Source organism: Enterococcus sp. 12C11_DIV0727, assembly GCF_002148425.2.
GTDB lineage: Bacteria > Bacillota > Bacilli > Lactobacillales > Enterococcaceae > Enterococcus_L > Enterococcus_L lemimoniae.
In genome coordinates this window covers 1,089,873-1,107,084 of the sequence record NZ_CP147248.1, presented here as the reverse complement: position 1 = coordinate 1,107,084, position 17,212 = coordinate 1,089,873, and the positions used below count along the sequence as shown (strand labels likewise).

The following is a 17,212-nucleotide window of genomic DNA, read 5'->3' as shown; positions in this document are numbered from 1 at the left end:
ATTTAGCACTTTAAAATCACGACAAGGTCGCCTGACTTCTTTAAAATCAGGCAGTTCTATGGAGAAAACCTAAAAAATGAGTGATGGATTCTAAAATAATTGAATCTTTAATACATGTGAGAGGAACTAAAATGAATGAAAAGAAAACTATTATCACTCCAGATGATTTGTGTATTGCTCAGTGTTAATTTAATCCCTGTGATTAGCCATGCAGATGAATTAACTCAGTCGGAATCGGAGTCAAACGTTATTGAAGAAAGTCCAACCGAAACAACTGATACTTCTTCAACAGAAGTAACGCCGCCCACAACCGATTCATCAACTTCAGAAACGGAAACTGGGACGACTGAAACAACAACGGATATGACAACAGAATCTTCAGAAACGGTCCAACCTCCTGCAAACAGTCATGATGAAGTACCTGTAACACCGCAGCCAGGTGTACCGGTTGAAACAGCACCTGCAGAAACGGCACCGGTAGAAGTACCACAACCAGCGCCTGTTTATGATGCAGCTGCACAATTGGATCAAGACATCAAAGTCTTGAAAAACGAACCAACTGAAACATTTATTCGCCGTATCGGTGAAAAAGCGCGTGCTGTTGGACAAAAAAATGATCTCTACGCATCTGTCATGATTGCCCAAGCTATTTTGGAGACAGGTTCTGGTAACAGTGATTTAAGTCAACAACCATATCATAATCTTTTCGGAATCAAAGGGGAGTACAAAGGAGAAAAAGTTGTCTTTTCTACACAGGAAGATGACGGATCTGGTAATTGGTACTCAATCGATGCATCTTTTAAAAAATACCCTAGCTATAAAGAGTCTTTTGAAGACTATGCTAAGTTGATGAAAGAAGGCATTGATTCAAATAAAGAAATCTATTCAGGAACATGGAAAGCCAATGCAGTTAGTTATCGTGAAGCAACGAAATCTTTAACAGGTGTTTATGCTACTGATACTAGCTACGATCAAAAGTTGAATGCCTTTATCGAAGAATATGATTTGACTGAATACGATAAGGAAAAACCATCTACATCAACTAGTGGTATTATCGTAACGGATAGTCATCCAGATAGTGATTTTAAAGAATACACTGGAGAAACTTATTCTGGTTCAGAAGCGTATGCAGCAGGTAATTGTACGCAATATGTTTATAATCGTATCATTCAATTAGATGGTTATGTTGAAACAACTATGGGTAATGGGATGGACTGGGGTGCAACAGGAAAAGCCAATGGTTATGAAGTAACAAACAAACCAAAAGCTGGTACCGCAGTTAGCTTCCAACCTACAGTTGCTGGAGCAGATGGAACATATGGACATGTGGCATTTGTAGAGCATGTCTATGAAGATGGTTCAATCCTAATTTCAGAAATGAATGTAGCTGGTTTAGGAATGGTTTCATTTAGAGTGATTGACAAAGACACTGCCATTACACTAGCATATGTAACACCTAAATAAAAAATAGACCAATGATCCTGCCTAACGTAATACGTTTGATAGGATCATTGGTTTTTATTATAAGAAAATAGTTTTTAGGTTTTCTTAAGTATTCTATAGAAAACCTAAATGATTTAGACATAGTTTCTTCAAATATTCCGGTTATTATAAATACATACCCAATAACAAACCCAAACAAAACACTTTTTCATTTTTACTCCTCAAGTAAAAAAGAACTCCTTTCCGCTCGGTCACCCAGCCGAGCGGTATTTGCTGTGAATCACTACGACTGGCTTCGCCAGAGTAGATGATGAACAGTACTTGTCGGCCAAAGGGAGAGAAGTTCCCATACTAGGAATCACTACGACAGGCTTCGACAGAGTAGATGATGAACAGTACTTGTCGACCAAAGGGAGAGAAGTTCCCAAAATAAAAAAAGAACTGACCACAATTATCATGGTCAGTTCTTTTTTTTATTTTTTCCACTCAGCTACTTCTTTTGCATGACTGTCGATCCAGTCTCTGGCAGCTTGAGTTGGTTCAGTTCCGTTATTGATTTCCAACATGACAGATTCCATATCTTCTTTTGTCCAGTGGAAATTTTTCAATACATTATAAGCTTCAGGATTTTCTTTCTCTAATCCTTTTCGGGCCATTGTGTGAATGGCTTCTTCTTTACCCATAGTCCCTTTTGGATCCTCTAAATATTTAAGGTCATATTTAGCAAACATCCAATGAGGAGACCAACCAGTGATGACAATTTCTTCTTTATTTTTGATTGCTTGACCAAGAGCAACTGTCATCGCACCAGAAGAAGAGGTTTCAACTGACCAATCAGATAAGTTACTATAAGCTTTTTGTGTTTTTTCAGCGGCAGCAACAACACCTGCACCAGGTTCGATCCCAGTTATTTTTTTACCTGCTTGATCTTTTAGGTCTTCGATCGAATTAACATCCATATATTGTGGAACAACGATACCAAGCTTCGCACCTTTTAGATTTTCACCTAAGTCATCCACTTTATCTTTATACTGCTTGTATTGCTCACCATGTGTGCCAGGAAGCCATGCGGCAACCATCGCATCTGTTTCACCTTTTGAAATTGATTCCCACATAATTGCATTGTCTAGCGGTGTTAAAGACACGTTATAGCCAATATCTTTTAACACTTCACCAACCACATGCGTGGAGGCAACTTCTGTATCCCATTCAACATAAGAAAGGGATATATTTTTTTCTTCGTTTTTAGCAGAAGAGAAAAGAGTTGAGCCGCCAATCAAAGCGATAACGGCTACAGCAGCAATCGCAACGCCACTGATTTTTTGTTTTTTAGAAAGTTTTGATTTTGTTGGAGCTGATTTTTTCTTATTTAAATTTTGTGTAAAACGATCAATGATGATGGCTAGAATGACTAAGGCAACACCATTCACAAAACCATTACCGACTTGAGCACGTTGTAAGGCTGATAAAACGCCACGACCAAGACCAGGGGCCCCGATCATTGATGCGATAACTACCATGGAAAGAGCTAGCATGGTGGTTTGATTGACACCGGCCATGATGGTATTTTTAGCTAGAGGTAATTCAAGCTTGAATAATTTTTGCCAACCAGTACTCCCAAATGAATCAGAAGCTTCTACTAACTCTTTTGGCACTTGGCGAATACCGAGATTAGTAAAACGAACGGTAGGTGGTAAAGCAAAAATCACTGAGGCAAATACCCCAGGAACCATACCGATTCCGAAAAAGGCTACGGCAGGGATCAAATAAACAAATCCAGGCATCGTCTGCATAAAATCTAAAATAGGGGTAATAATGCTTTGTGCTTTATTACTTTTGGCCATTAAAATTCCTAATGGCACGCCGATAACGATTGAAACCACGCTAGATAGTAAAACTAATGTCACGGTACTCATTAAATCATTCCATAAATTTTGGTTATAAATGAAAAGTAACCCAATCAATGTAAATAGACTTAACCCAATTTTTTTATTTGAAATAAAGAATGCAATAGCAGTCAAAATAATGATAAATAGTAATGGTGGAATCGCGACTAATAGGGATGTGATGCCATCCATTAGGCTTTGACCCGTTGTTTGGAAGAAACTGAAAACACCAGAAAAAGTATTCGTCATCCATTCTGTGATCGTTTCGACCCAATCTGCTACTGGTAATTGATAATTATTCATTAATGTTCACCTCTGTTTCTGCTAGTGCTTCAAGAACACTGCCTCGAATGACAACACCAAGCAATTTATTGTTGTCTGTAACGGCAACTGGCGTAGGTGAATCATAGATAATCGGGAAAATATCGTTGACAAGCATATCTTTATCAATAGAAGTGATATCTGTATCCACATAGTCCGTTAGTGGTTTACCGGTTTTGCGAGCTTCTAAAGCGTGCTCTGCACGAACAACTCCTTTTAACTGACGTTTCTTATCAACAGCTAAAAGCATACTGACTTCTTCTTGTCGCATACGAGTCAATGCAACCGTTGGACCATCGATTTCAATATTTGTTGTTAATGCTGGAACCATAATATTTTGTGCGGTTAAGACTTTCGAACGATCCACATCTTCAACGAAGGTACGAACGTAATCATTGGCAGGATTAGTTAGGATTTCTTCACCAGTTCCAATTTGCATGATTTGACCGTCTTTCATTAGAGCAATTCGATCACCAATACGCAAAGCTTCATTTAGATCGTGTGTGATAAAGATAATGGTCTTCTTCACGTTTTCTTGTAGATCAACTAATTCGTCTTGCATTTCTCGACGAATCAACGGATCAAGGGCAGAAAAGGCCTCGTCCATTAGCAGGATCTCAGGATCGTTGGCTAAAGCTCTAGCTAAACCAACCCGTTGTTGCATACCACCAGATAATTGATTTGGGAATTGATCTTTAAAGGCTAATAGACTTGAGTTTTCTAACGCTTGATCAGCTTTAGCAGTTCGTTCCTCTTTAGGGACACCACGAACTTCTAATCCATATTCGGTGTTTTCTAAAATCGTACGATGAGGAAAAAGACCAAAGTTTTGGAATACCATACTCATTTTATTACGACGAACTTCTCGTAAGCCTTCTTTATCCAATTTTGAGATATCTTGATTATCAATAAAAATATTCCCAGAAGTTGGCTCTATCAGACGGTTCAAAAGACGAATCAACGTAGACTTCCCACTACCTGAAAGTCCCATGATTACGAAGATTTCCCCTTCTTCTACTTCAAAATTTACATCGTAAACCCCGACAGTAGCACCAGTCTTCTTCAAAATCTCGGTCTTATCCTTGTTTTCTTTGATCATATCCAGTGCTTGCTTTGATCTTTTACCGAATATTTTTGTTAAATGCGATACTTTTACTTTGAGCAAAACAAAATTCCTCCTTATTTTAAAAGCTGAGCAGGCTCGTCCAGCTCTGACAGAAAAATAGGAAAATCAGAATGTGGCGTTATTTGCTACAATCGGATTTTATCTTTTTCCCGAAGAGCTAGCCTGCGAAGCTAGGTAACACTAAAAGTGCAATACACTCTTTCTTTTTGCTTTTACAGAATAATGTAAAGAAAATCAATTTCTTTTCTGTAAAAAAGTGACCATTCTAGGTTAACATCGGCTAGTCACTTTGTCAAATTGCTTGTTTTAGAAATAAGAAGAAAGAAAAAAGAGCTGTCAATCCACAAATGGGGTTGATAACTCTTTAAATTATGAATTTGGATAGAAAAAATTCTGCACCCGTTGCAACGTTGATTCATGACCGACAAAATAAATTGTATCACCAGAAGCAAGCTTGGCATAGGGGCCAGGGGAGACTAGCAGTTCGTCTCCGTGCTTGATTGCAATCAGAGTAGCAGAGGTACTTTGCCATAAATTCAATTCGCTGATCGTCATTTCAAGATGCACTGCATCATCCGTTAGTGTAAAGGTGACTGGATTCAACGGGTTGAATGAGTCAAAACGTTTCGTTTGACCAACAAGTTTATCCAATATTTCTGAAAAGTAGCTTAATTCTTCTTTTTGTTTTTTGACACTGCTGATCAGGTCTTCTTTTAAGTCATGGATCGATTGGACATCCTGGTATTGATCGACGAAAAGCTTGGCTTTTTCAATTGAATGAACATAAAAGCCGCTGCCATGCTTGGCTTGGACAATTTCTAAATCAACCAACACACTGATTGCCTTTCGTGCTGTTTCAGGAGACACGCTATATTTATTTGCTAAAGTAGAGCGTGCATGGATTTTATCACCAACTGAAAAAGTTTGATCTGCAATTTTTGAGGCTACATCAACAGCAATTTGTTGATACTTAGGTTGTGTTACATTCATACGTTTTGACGTCATGATTGTCCACCTTTCGTCAATTATTTTCTTCTAACTCTTCAAGCTCTAAACTAAGATTTTCCCACTCCGTCAACAATTGTTCTTGTTGAGTGCGCTGGGCTTCTAATGACTCGTTTAAAGCCATAAGTTGCATGTGGTCATCGACGAGCTTTGGATCACTCATCGTTTGTTCGATTTCTGCAATCGTCGTATCCAAAGTAGCTAAATTTTCTTCGATTTGCGTGATTTTGCGACTTAAATTACGTACTATTTTTTGTTGTTCTTTATTTTGATAGAAATCATTTTTTGGTTTTACGATTTCAGTTTGTTTTACGGAAGATTGTTCAGCTAGTAGGGCAGCCAATTCTTCTTCTTCCTTTTTCTTTTCTAAATAGTAATCGTAATCACCTAAATAAAGCTTACTGCCAGTTTCAGAAAGTTCAATTACTTTGGTGGCAATTCGATTAATAAAATAGCGGTCATGGGAGACAAATAAAAGCGTGCCTTCATAATCAATCAAGGCATTTTCTAAGACTTCTTTATTATCAATGTCTAAATGGTTGGTTGGTTCATCAAGAATTAAAAAGTTTTCTTTATCCATCGAAAGTTTAGCTAATGCAACACGGGCTTTTTCACCGCCGCTTAGCAGAGGAATTGTTTTTTCAACATCATTTCCACTAAATAAAAAGCTACCTAAAATATTACGAATGTCTTTCTCTGGAGTAGTAGGATGTTCATCCCACAGCTCTGCTAAAACTGTTTTAGTGCCATGCAAGTTGGCTTGTTCTTGGTCATAATAGCCAATTTGTACATTGGTTCCAAGCATTGCGTTACCTTTAATGAAGGGAATTTTTCCGATTATCGATTTAAGCAATGTTGATTTTCCAATTCCGTTAGGACCGACCAGAGCAATGGCTTCTTGTCGCCGGATATCTAATGAAACAGGTTCAGATAAGATACGAGCGTCATACCCAATAGCAGCATCTTCTACTTGTAAAACGACATTTCCAGAAACTTTCTCAATTCCAAAAAGAAAATTTGCTGATTTTTCATCTCCTTGAGGGCGGTCTAGGCGTTCCATTTTCTCTAGCGTCTTGCGACGGCTTTGTGCTCGTTTGGTCGTGGAAGCTCTAACTAAATTACGGGCGACAAAATCCTCGAGCTTATTGATTTCAGTTTGTTGTTTTTCGTATGCTTTCCATTCACTGGTCAGCTGCTCAGCTTTTAATTCTAAATATTTTGAATAATTTCCTTTGTAATAACGCATTTTATGGCGACTGATCTCATAGACCTCGTTAACAACTTTATCCAAAAAGTAGCGGTCATGTGAAACAATCAAAAGAGCACCAGAATAATTCGGTAAATAGTTCTCCAACCAAGAAAGAGTGTCGATATCTAAATGGTTGGTTGGTTCATCGAGGATCAAGATATCAGGTTTTTGCAATAACATTCGAGCTAAAGCCAAACGAGTTTTTTGTCCCCCAGATAACGTACTGATATTTTTTGAATAAAATTCTTCTTTAAAGCCAAAGCCATGCAAGACCGAACGAATCTCGTTCTCATAACCATAGCCATTTTTTTCTGAAAACTCGTGCTGTAAGCGATCATATTCTTTCATAACCGATTCATAATTTGATGCATCCGGTAACAGTTCACTAATGATCAATTCAAGTTCACGCATTCGTTTTTCCATTGTGATGACTTCAGCAAAAGCTTCAAGCATTTCATCCCACACGGTTTTATTAGAATCAAGTCCTGTATCTTGGGCCAAATAGCCTAAACTAGCTGTTTTATTTTTAGCAATCGTGCCGGCATCAGGTGCATCGATTCCAGCGATGATTTTTAAAAGAGTAGATTTACCAGCACCATTGCGGCCAACTAAGGCAATCCGGCTGTTTGTACTGATCTCCATTTGTATGTTATCAAACAAAGTATCCGCACCGAAATAACGGGCGATTTGATTTGCTTGGAGTAAAATCATAGGGTAACCTCATTTCTATTTCAATGCCTTTAGTGTAGCATAAATTGATTCAAAATAGCACCCATCCAACAGCTTGAGAAAAAAATTATCAGAACAATTTTAAGAAAGTTTGAAAAATGTTTCTTTTTCTGAGCTGTAAGATTGCTTTTTATCTGGAACAACTGCTATTATGAGAGGTGGATATTTGTCTATATTTAGAGTATTGGAGGTACGATTGTGAAAGACCAAATTATTCCAAAAGCAACGGCAAGACGCCTTCCCCTATATTATCGTTATTTGAGAATTCTGCATGATGCAGGAAAAAATAAAGTATCATCTACTGAGTTAAGCGAAGCGGTTCAAGTAGATAGCGCAACGATTCGACGTGATTTTTCTTATTTCGGCGAATTAGGTAAGCGCGGCTATGGTTATGATGTAGAGAATTTGATGAATTTCTTTGCAAAGACACTGAATGATGATGAATTAACGAATGTCGCTTTGATTGGTGTAGGTAACTTAGGTAGTGCCTTACTAAAATATAAATTCCATCAAAGCAACAGTATTCGTGTAAGTTGTGCCTTTGATGTCAACGATGAGATTGTAGGAAGAATTGTTGATGGTATTCCGGTTTATCCAATGACGGATATGATGGAACAAATTCGAGTACAGCAAATCGAAGTGGCTATTTTAACTTTACCTGCTAGAAAAGCGCAAGAAGTTGTTAGCCAATTAGCAGATGCTGGAGTAAAAGGGATCTTGAATTTTACGGCAGCTCGATTAGTAGCACCTCCAGACGTGTTGATCCAAAATGTGGATTTGACGAATGAATTACAAACGTTGATTTATTTCTTGCATCACGACAGTGAATTAGTCGACACAGAAATCGAAAACGAAAAAGAGTAATAAAAATCCCATATGATTGCACTTCTTAAAATGCAATCATATGGGATTTATTTGTTTAGAGTATTCTCTATTTTGGTAATTCGATATTGGCATAATGCATCACTAGTTGGGCAATCACAACGAGTGTGTTCATTCCACAATGCGCAATGATCGAGGTCCAAATTTTTCCGGTCATTTTATAAAGTAGTGCGAAAAAGAAGCCCATGAAAAAATAAACAAAAAAATGACCGTCTTGATGAATTACTGAAAATAATGAGGAGCTTATAATAGCTGAAATCCAAAAACCGGTATAACTTTCTGTCAAACCAATCAAAGAGCGGCGGAAAACAAATTCTTCCATAATCGGTCCGCCAATCGTAGTTGCTAAGATAAATAGTGGATTAGCTAAAATAACAGCAATGATATTTTGGGTATTTTGGGAGCTAGGTTGAACGCCAGTAATTGCTGTTTCAATACCAAAAACAATGGCTTGAATGATCATAGCCATAAAGATTCCACTAAAGCCAAGCAACAGAACAAAAACAGGTGATGTGAGTTTAGCATTTTGCTCAACTTGAGTGATAGCAGTTTTTTTATTGTTGAAATAAAGCCAGATCATCAAAACAGCACCGAGGATATAAGTAAATGTTGTACCTCCAATGACGATGTCAGGTGAAAATGGTCTAAAAATAAATGGAGAGAAAAAGACAAGTCCATAGAGTAGGATCGTTGTAATGCTTAATTTTTTTATAGACATAGTTGTTGACATAAAAGCAGAGAACTCCTTTCAAAATTGTTAGCATAAAGAAAAGTATAGTATAAACAGTTTGGGTTACTTCTTATGCTTATTACGATAGCCTAATAATAGAAAGATAAATACGAAGAAGAATGCTGCTTCCCACAAAGTCGTTGTCCAATCAAATCGTCTGGTCACACCAAAAAAGAAATTGCCGACATTTGCAATGACCAAATAAAGTCCTGTAGCTATCAAAGCACCTGTGATTCGTTGTTTCATTTCCATCGCCTCTCTTTCTATAAGTATTTTACCATGAAATGATTCAGAGGAAAGAAATAATCGAACCCAAATGGAAAAATACTTTGTCGTCTATTAAATTTAGAAATAGAAATAAGGAAAGAATTATTTTATAAAATTAGTCAAAAGACTTGCAAAGTGAAGGGGAAATGAGTATTATAAATAGTGTGAGTTAGCACTCGATAACTAAGAGTGCTAACATAGAAAAAATTTTTTATGGAGGGATTTATTGTGTTAAAACCATTAAGCGATCGCGTCGTTATTGAAGTCGCGAAAGAAGAAGAAAAAACAGTAGGCGGTATCGTATTAGCATCAGCAGCTCAAGAAAAGCCGCAAACAGGAAAAGTTATCGCAGTAGGTGAAGGCCGTGTACTAGAAAACGGAACAAAAGTTCCTGCTGCTGTTGAAGAAGGCGACACAGTAATGTTTGAAAAATACTCTGGTACAGAAGTTAAATATGAAGGTAATGAATACTTGATCGTTTCTGGAAAAGATATTATTGCGATCGTTGAATAGATCGTTTAGAACAGAGACAAAACCATTTAAATAAAAAATACTATTTTGAGGTGAAGGAATTATGGCAAAAGAAATTAAATTCGCAGAAGATGCACGCGCAGCAATGCTTCGTGGTGTAGATATTTTAGCTGATACAGTAAAAGTAACATTAGGCCCTAAAGGCCGCAACGTTGTTTTAGAAAAATCTTTTGGTTCACCACTGATTACAAATGATGGTGTGACAATTGCCAAAGAAATCGAATTAGAAGATCACTTTGAAAACATGGGTGCTAAACTAGTTTCTGAAGTTGCTTCTAAAACCAATGATATCGCTGGAGATGGAACAACAACGGCTACTGTTTTGACACAAGCAATTGTACGCGAAGGCTTGAAAAACGTTACTGCAGGGGCTAATCCATTAGGCATTCGCCGTGGGATCGAATTAGCAACAAAAACTGCGGTTGAAGAATTACACAATATTTCAACTGTTGTTGATTCAAAAGAGGCTATCGCTCAAGTAGCGGCTGTTTCTTCTGGTGATGAACGTGTTGGCCAATTGATTGCGGATGCAATGGAAAAAGTTGGTAATGACGGTGTGATTACGATCGAAGAATCAAAAGGGATCGAAACTGAATTAGACGTAGTTGAAGGAATGCAATTTGACCGTGGTTACTTATCGCAATATATGGTAACAGATAATGATAAAATGGAAGCAGTTTTAGAAAATCCATATATCTTGATTACGGACAAAAAAATCTCGAATATTCAAGATATTTTACCTTTGTTAGAACAAATTTTACAACAAAGCCGTCCATTATTGATCATCGCTGATGACGTAGATGGTGAAGCATTACCAACATTAGTATTAAACAAAATCCGTGGAACATTCAATGTTGTAGCTGTAAAAGCTCCTGGATTTGGAGATCGTCGTAAAGCAATGCTTGAAGATATTGCAATGTTAACAGGTGCTACAGTTATCACAGACGATTTAGGTCTTGAATTAAAAGACACAACTATTGATAACCTTGGGAATGCAAGCAAAGTGGTTGTAGATAAAGACAATACAACAATCGTTGAAGGTGCTGGCGAAAAAGCTGGTATTGATGCTCGTATCCAATTAATCAAAAACCAAATTGCAGAAACAACTTCTGATTTTGACCGTGAAAAACTACAAGAACGTTTAGCTAAATTAGCAGGCGGTGTAGCAGTAGTCAAAGTTGGTGCTGCAACAGAAACAGAATTAAAAGAATTGAAATTACGAATTGAAGATGCGTTGAATGCAACACGTGCAGCCGTTGAAGAAGGTATGGTTTCCGGTGGTGGAACAGCCTTAGTCAATGTTATTGGTAAAGTAACTGCATTAGATGTTGAAGGCGATGTAGCAACTGGTGTGAAAATCGTAGTTCGTGCACTAGAGGAACCAATTCGTCAAATCGCTGAAAATGCTGGCTATGAAGGCTCAGTAATTGTTGATAAATTGAAAAATATCGATTTAGGTATTGGCTTCAATGCTGCAACAGGCGAGTGGGTAAACATGGTAGAAGCAGGAATCGTTGACCCAACCAAAGTAACTCGTTCAGCATTGCAAAACGCTGCATCTGTTTCAGCTTTACTGTTAACTACAGAAGCGGTAGTTGCAGATAAACCTGAACCAGCAGGGGCAAGCATGCCTCCAATGGATCCATCAATGGGTATGGGCGGCATGATGTAATACGAATAAAAAAACAAGCTGACATTTTTAGATGTCGGCTTGCTTTTTTACAATGATTTTCTGTTAAATCAGGTAAGGTACGACCAAAAATTGTTGAATTGCAAAAAGAACGAGTAAATGAACGGGATAAAACCAATAAAAAAAATATTTCCATTGTTTACCACGTTGCCCATTGTAAAAATAAATTGGTATAAAAGCAAACAACCCAAACCAACTATTTTGTAAAAGAACCAATCCGCCTAAAATACACTTCAACAATGAAGAACGCCTAAATAGATACAAAATAGTGATGAGTAAAATACCGATCCAGCCACCATAATCCGTTTGTAACCATTCTGCTAAAAAAATTCCACTGGTGATAATTATCAGAGAGAAAAAACTATTTTTGACGGAAGTGAAAGAAAACTTGTCTAAACCCATGATCACCACTAAACCAATCACCAATGTAAAAAACACATTTTGGCTTTCCAAATTAACAAACTGATGCGAAAAAGCTAAGTCATAAGGAATCTCTGAAATCACTGCAAAAAGAAACAAGCGCATCAAGTAGTTTTTAGGATTTGAGGTATGAACAAATCCTTCAATTAATAAAAAGCAAAACAGTGGAAAAGCAAGTCGTCCAATCAAGATGAATAGCGGGAAAATAGTTTGACTCATTGCAAACAGTTGGTTCGATTCAGTCATATAAGGAAGTGCTCCGTTTATAAGGGGCTGAAAACGAATGATTTTTGCGGTATGATCAAGAAACATGGCAATGATCGCAATCCACTTTAACTGACTCCCTGAAAAAAACGGTTTTGGATTCAATAACTCACTCCTCTTAAATAGAATAGTTGATTCCATTATTTTACCATAGATAGCCTCGCTCTATTAGAAAAAATTAGTTCTACTGTTATTTATAATAGATGAATTTAAGTGGGATAAGATTTTTTTGTTGTAAAAGAAGACGCTAGAATACCCACAATAATAGCCATAAAATCTTCATTTTATGCTTTTGAACAAATAGACCATACAAAAAACAGTTGAGATAGATTGTCCTTAATCTATCTCAACTGTTTTTATTCGAATATATATAAATTTGATATAAAAAAAAGTTTATTTTGATAAAAAGGTGAAATATAGAAGATATATTGTTATAATGAGATTGTGTTCTGGAAGTTGAATTTCTTTCTTGAATGTAACAGGTATAAGAAAATAATGAATCTAATTAATAGACAAATGTATTTCAATTTCAACTACTAATTCATTCTATCTCAAAAGTGAAGAGCAGTCTATAAAGAAAAGATCGTTTTTTTATCATAATTTTAAGATTTTTAATAAAAAAATGAGAATTGTTATTTTTTGTTTTTGGTTACAAATAGAAAATAAATGAATTTGCTATTGAATTTTCATATTAATATTGTTTTCTGTTCAATCAATACTAGTTATTTGTACATTAAAAAATAGATTTATATTTTTAAGCCGTCAAATAAGCCGTCAATTTTTTTGTGAAAGGGTGTCAAGTTTTGAGTAGAAAAGGTGAGAATATTTATAAAAGAAAGGATGGTCGCTGGGAAGGGCGTTATATGAAGGCAAGAAATGAACATGGCAAAATCATTTATGGCTACATTTACGGAAAACGCTATGCGCATGTGAAAAAAAAGCTCGCCGAATTGAAAGTTCAATACTCTTTTTCGCATAATAATCTTAACTTATATCAAGGAACGGTTCAAGAGTGGTTGAATTATTGGTTGGATGGATTAATGCGAAAAAAGATCAAACTTTCTACATATTCCAGCTATCGCTTACGTATTGATAAATACATTAATCCATTTTTAGGCAGAAAACAGCTGATTCAAGTAAAAAGCCGAGAAATAGAGGAATTTGTCAATTATCTGACAAATTTGAATTTATCCTCTGCCACAGTGCATTCTATTGTAACTGTACTTAAAAGTGCAATGAATAAAGCATTTTTAGAAAATTATATTCTTTCAAATCCATGTAATAACTTATCGCTATCAACAGTGGCAATGTCTGAAATATCAGCACTTAGTTTAAAAGATCAAGAAAAAATCGAACAGATTGCACTAAACGAAAAAGCCTGTTCTGCGGTTATTTTAGCACTGTATACTGGGTTAAGAATTGGTGAAATCAGTGGATTGAAGTGGTCTGATATTGATTTCGAAAAAGATATTATTCATATCAAAAGAACACTCTATAGAATATCTAATACCGTGAATAATAGAAAAACAGAAATCATTATGGCAGAGCCAAAAACAAAAAGTTCTAAACGGTCGATTCCCTTGGCAAAAAATTTAAAAAACTATTTGTTAGATAAACGAAAAATCGATACTTCTGAATATGTGATTTCTTGTAAAGGAAGTTATGCAGAACCGCGAGTAATCAGTTATAGATTTAAAAAAAGCATGAAACAAGCAGGGATTCGCTCTATTCATTTTCATGTGTTACGTCATACTTTCGCTACTCGATGTGTAGAGCAGGGGATTGATATTGCTACACTGAGTAAATTATTGGGGCATGCTTCAATAAAATTAACTTTAGACACCTACACGGATTCACTGTGGGAAAATAGAAAAGCAGCAGTTTCTGTCATAGATCATAAACTTGGCAGTAGAATAATCGTCTCCTAAAAAAGAGGTTGGGTTAGAAGCGTTTACTCGGACAAAATAGCCTGAGATATAACTTTTCAAGTTATATCTCAGGCTATTTTTTTTATTTTAAAATGGCGCGGAAATTTTATCCAATTGATTTTTAAAGCCGTCAAAAAATGGTCAACCTCACTAGCAAACGCCGTTATACAGAGGAAAAATGACCTTTTTCTTATACCTGTTACATTCAAGAAAAAGCCAAATAAATTATCTTTCTTCAAAGATAAACCGTAATCGGCTATTCATTAAGCTCATAATAAATAGCCATGTAACCATTATAAGGGCAAAACCATAATTTCTAAACTCTAAAGCACTGAAATGAGTGAAAGCTTAGACTAACCAAACAAAATAAACCAAACTCTTAGAAAATGATGATAAGGAGGGCATCAATATGTATCGGATCGGTTGCATCTCACACAACAGTGAAATTAGCAAAGAATGTAATGAAATGTTCAAATCACTTCAATGTACTATTCAAATGATCAAGAAAGAAAAAGTAGAACATTTACTTGAAAGTGACAATAACACGTTGAATTTAATGGACACTTTAATTATTGACGACTCTGAGACGAGTAATATTAACTGGACGTGTGAATTAATCATGAATGTACGAGAACACACAACCTTACCACTTTGGATTTTATCCTCCTCAGAAACCATCAATAGAACAAATCGAATTGTTTATTTACAATTGGGGGCCGATGGAATCATTGAACAAAATCACGGACTAGATGAATCTATATTAATGATGAGAAATTTACTGAAACGTGTCAAACAACGAGAGCACCAATTAGTAGTACCTAAAATAGGAGTACAGGAACAAAACGTTGACTTTAAGTTAATACCACAAAATCTAAGTGTTTGCTTAGAAGAAGGGAAAGAAGTCAATTTAACAAAATTGGAGTTTCTTACAATCGAATATTTACTTAAACACGCACGTAAAACGATGACATATGAAGAAATCTATAAAAACGTCTGGAACGATACTTATAGAAATCGAAAATATCGGGTTTCTAACTTAGTTTTTCATTTGAGAAAAAAAATTGAGTTGGACATTGAAAAACCACAGTATATTAAGACGATTCGCTCAAAAGGCTACATGCTAAATATCTAATAACGAAAGAGAGAAAAGACTGAGAATCGGCTGATGGAAAACATGCTCAGTAAAAATAAAAACCACTTAATTTTTAAAAAATGGGAGGAAAAGACATGCTTGAACATTTGATTTCAGTCAAAAAGATAATTTGCGAAACTGGTTAGAAATAACGAGTGAAGAAAATAATTGCTCGTTTTTCTGGAAAGGAGGGGGAGTAAAAAAAAGTTTCGACAATAACACACATTTTAGGAGGGAAAAGAATTGAAAAAAACACAAATGTTAAAAAGAAGTATGCTAACACTAGCTGCAACTGTTGCACTAGGAGCAGTAGTATTGTCAGCACCAACACTATTTACAGGAGAATCAGTTGTTGCTTATGCAGCGGAAGAAACAGCTGAAGTATCAACGATCGAAGAATTTGATGCAGCGTTGAAAAATCCAGTAATTACTGTAATCAATGTTAATCAAAGTATACAATTCAAGAAAAACATTACAAACATTCCAAACCGTGATTTAACGATCAATGGTAATGCAGATAAAGGTGTAGTGATCAACTCAGCACACAACTCTATCTATGGTAAACAAAATACTAAAGGTAAAAATACGATTTCAATCAAAAATGTCAATATCGTAGGTGCTGATGGCGATGGACGTTTCTTCACTGGTGGTTCTGGTAATGGCCCTTCAAGTTATGGTTGGGATGTCTTTGCAGAGAATGTAACATATCAAGGTGCACGTTTTGTACATTTAAGTGAAGGTAAATTAACATTTGCTGGCACAAATAACATCAATACTCGTGCTGAAAATGCTTGGGTGCATGATTTAGAATTTATGCCTGGAACAGTTTATAACGGAATTGCAGCAAATAAAGATCATGGTCAATTCTCAGCATTTTACTTTAATGGTGCCTTGATCAAAGGGAAAGCAACTGGTGAAGCAATTATCGGTGATAATGCAAAAATCAATGTAAAAATTGGCCCACAAAGTGATGTTAACTATTACTATCCAGTATTTTACGATAAAGTACAAAAAGTTGATGTAGGTGAAAATGCTTCACTTGATGTTGACGCAGCAGGAGTTGCTTTCCAATTTATCCCACGTGCGGATTATGTAAATAAAGTACCGACATTTAATCTGGCAACTGGCAGCTCAGTTCATTTGAACGGCCGCGGTGGCGGTAACTATGCAACTATGAAACTTCAATATTATGGATCAGAAATAAATGTTGCAAACGATGCTGAGTTAGTTGTCACTGGTAACAGTACAAAAGCTGTTGTTGAAAGTGAATATAAAGGCGCTGTAATTAATTTGGATGCACCACGTAATTTTGAACTTACAAACAAAAAACCAAATTCAAAATTATTCTATGCTACCAATACAACGATTAATGCTACTGATGTAAGTGAAATTTCAACATGGTCTCAAACTGGCGGTAACTATGAGCATGCCCCTATCTATTTAGATGGTGGAAACTTCTCAGTCAACTTCGGTAAAATCTGTAACAGCAAAACATTATCAACAACTGGAGATATTTCACCGAATTTCAAACTTGAAAATTATGGAAAACTTTCTCTAGTAGGAGGAATTTTATAATCAATTGTAATTACGTTGTTATAAAATAAACACT

General features: G+C 36.1%; 14 protein-coding genes. 7 read left to right on the top strand and 7 right to left on the bottom strand.

Features of this window, described 5'->3' with window-relative positions; translation table 11 throughout:
- The first annotated feature begins 135 nt into the window (after nt 1–135).
- Nucleotides 136–1,464: a glucosaminidase domain-containing protein gene (locus A5866_RS05315; RefSeq protein ID WP_086444158.1), complete on the top strand. Its 1,329-nt coding sequence runs from the start codon at nt 136–138 to the stop codon at nt 1,462–1,464.
- A gap of 452 nt (nt 1,465–1,916) precedes the next feature.
- Here A5866_RS05315 and A5866_RS05310 read toward each other — a convergent pair whose 3' ends face one another.
- The 4 genes from A5866_RS05310 to A5866_RS05295 form a co-directional block, all read right to left on the bottom strand.
- A complete protein-coding gene (locus tag A5866_RS05310; RefSeq protein WP_086278986.1) occupies nt 1,917–3,632 on the bottom strand; it encodes an ABC transporter permease/substrate binding protein in 1,716 nt (571 codons plus the stop codon).
- Complete coding sequence (locus tag A5866_RS05305) at nt 3,625–4,815, bottom strand: quaternary amine ABC transporter ATP-binding protein (protein WP_176332551.1); 1,191 nt, start codon at nt 4,813–4,815, stop codon at nt 3,625–3,627. Before A5866_RS05305 ends, A5866_RS05310 begins: the two co-directional genes overlap by 8 nt.
- A gap of 330 nt (nt 4,816–5,145) precedes the next feature.
- Entirely contained in the window at nt 5,146–5,781 is a 636-nt protein-coding gene (locus tag A5866_RS05300) for a TrkA C-terminal domain-containing protein (protein ID WP_086444161.1), read from the bottom strand.
- A gap of 16 nt (nt 5,782–5,797) precedes the next feature.
- Nucleotides 5,798–7,741: an ABC-F family ATP-binding cassette domain-containing protein gene (locus A5866_RS05295; RefSeq protein ID WP_086444162.1), complete on the bottom strand. Its 1,944-nt coding sequence runs from the start codon at nt 7,739–7,741 to the stop codon at nt 5,798–5,800.
- A 216-nt stretch (nt 7,742–7,957) separates the two neighbouring features.
- On the opposite strand from A5866_RS05295, the gene A5866_RS05290 reads away from it, so the two are divergent.
- Nucleotides 7,958–8,623 carry a redox-sensing transcriptional repressor Rex gene (locus A5866_RS05290; RefSeq protein ID WP_086278990.1) on the top strand — a complete coding sequence of 222 codons (666 nt, stop codon included), beginning with the start codon at nt 7,958–7,960 and terminating at the stop codon, nt 8,621–8,623.
- Between the two features lie 67 nt (nt 8,624–8,690).
- On the opposite strand, the gene A5866_RS05285 is transcribed toward A5866_RS05290, so the two are convergent.
- Together A5866_RS05285 and A5866_RS05280 are read right to left on the bottom strand one after the other, a co-directional pair.
- Nucleotides 8,691–9,359: a CPBP family intramembrane glutamic endopeptidase gene (locus A5866_RS05285; RefSeq protein ID WP_176271466.1), complete on the bottom strand. Its 669-nt coding sequence runs from the start codon at nt 9,357–9,359 to the stop codon at nt 8,691–8,693.
- A gap of 75 nt (nt 9,360–9,434) precedes the next feature.
- Nucleotides 9,435–9,617, bottom strand: a complete 183-nt coding sequence (locus tag A5866_RS05280) for a hypothetical protein (protein WP_086445511.1) — start codon at nt 9,615–9,617, stop codon at nt 9,435–9,437.
- 249 nt (nt 9,618–9,866) lie between these two features.
- Here A5866_RS05280 and groES point away from each other — a divergent pair, with 249 nt between their 5' ends.
- Both groES and groL read left to right on the top strand, forming a co-directional pair.
- Nucleotides 9,867–10,151 (top strand): co-chaperone GroES, encoded by a 285-nt coding sequence (groES, locus tag A5866_RS05275; RefSeq protein WP_086278992.1) that lies wholly within the window; start codon nt 9,867–9,869, stop codon nt 10,149–10,151.
- Nucleotides 10,152–10,212: 61 nt separating this feature from the next.
- Nucleotides 10,213–11,841, top strand: coding sequence for a chaperonin GroEL (gene groL / locus A5866_RS05270; protein WP_086278993.1), 1,629 nt, complete (start codon nt 10,213–10,215; stop codon nt 11,839–11,841).
- Between the two features lie 63 nt (nt 11,842–11,904).
- On the opposite strand, the gene A5866_RS05265 is transcribed toward groL, so the two are convergent.
- Entirely contained in the window at nt 11,905–12,648 is a 744-nt protein-coding gene (locus tag A5866_RS05265; protein ID WP_086444163.1) for a TraX family protein, read from the bottom strand.
- A gap of 758 nt (nt 12,649–13,406) precedes the next feature.
- Here A5866_RS05265 and A5866_RS05260 point away from each other — a divergent pair.
- The 3 genes from A5866_RS05260 (at nt 13,407) to A5866_RS05250 (ending at nt 17,178) form a co-directional block, all read left to right on the top strand.
- Nucleotides 13,407–14,471, top strand: a complete 1,065-nt coding sequence (locus A5866_RS05260; protein ID WP_254907266.1) for a tyrosine-type recombinase/integrase — start codon at nt 13,407–13,409, stop codon at nt 14,469–14,471.
- Between the two features lie 409 nt (nt 14,472–14,880).
- Nucleotides 14,881–15,603, top strand: a complete 723-nt coding sequence (locus A5866_RS05255) for a winged helix-turn-helix domain-containing protein (RefSeq protein WP_086444164.1) — start codon at nt 14,881–14,883, stop codon at nt 15,601–15,603.
- 243 nt (nt 15,604–15,846) lie between these two features.
- The gene (locus tag A5866_RS05250; RefSeq protein ID WP_086444165.1) at nt 15,847–17,178 is read left to right on the top strand and encodes a pectate lyase-like adhesive domain-containing protein; all 1,332 of its coding nucleotides are present in this window, start codon (nt 15,847–15,849) and stop codon (nt 17,176–17,178) included.
- Nucleotides 17,179–17,212: the final 34 nt, after the last annotated feature.

Bases quoted from the DNA above. Each gene is read 5' to 3' on its own strand.
- A5866_RS05315 (WP_086444158.1), top strand. From the start codon at position 136: ATGAAAAGAAAACTATTATCACTCCAGATGATTTGTGTATTGCTCAGT.
- A5866_RS05310 (WP_086278986.1), bottom strand. From the start codon at position 3,632: ATGAATAATTATCAATTACCAGTAGCAGATTGGGTCGAAACGATCACA.
- A5866_RS05300 (WP_086444161.1), bottom strand. From the start codon at position 5,781: ATGACGTCAAAACGTATGAATGTAACACAACCTAAGTATCAACAAATT.
- A5866_RS05295 (WP_086444162.1), bottom strand. From the start codon at position 7,741: ATGATTTTACTCCAAGCAAATCAAATCGCCCGTTATTTCGGTGCGGAT.
- A5866_RS05285 (WP_176271466.1), bottom strand. From the start codon at position 9,359: ATGTCTATAAAAAAATTAAGCATTACAACGATCCTACTCTATGGACTT.
- A5866_RS05280 (WP_086445511.1), bottom strand. From the start codon at position 9,617: ATGAAACAACGAATCACAGGTGCTTTGATAGCTACAGGACTTTATTTG.
- groL (WP_086278993.1), top strand. From the start codon at position 10,213: ATGGCAAAAGAAATTAAATTCGCAGAAGATGCACGCGCAGCAATGCTT.
- A5866_RS05260 (WP_254907266.1), top strand. From the start codon at position 13,407: ATGAAGGCAAGAAATGAACATGGCAAAATCATTTATGGCTACATTTAC.
- A5866_RS05255 (WP_086444164.1), top strand. From the start codon at position 14,881: ATGTATCGGATCGGTTGCATCTCACACAACAGTGAAATTAGCAAAGAA.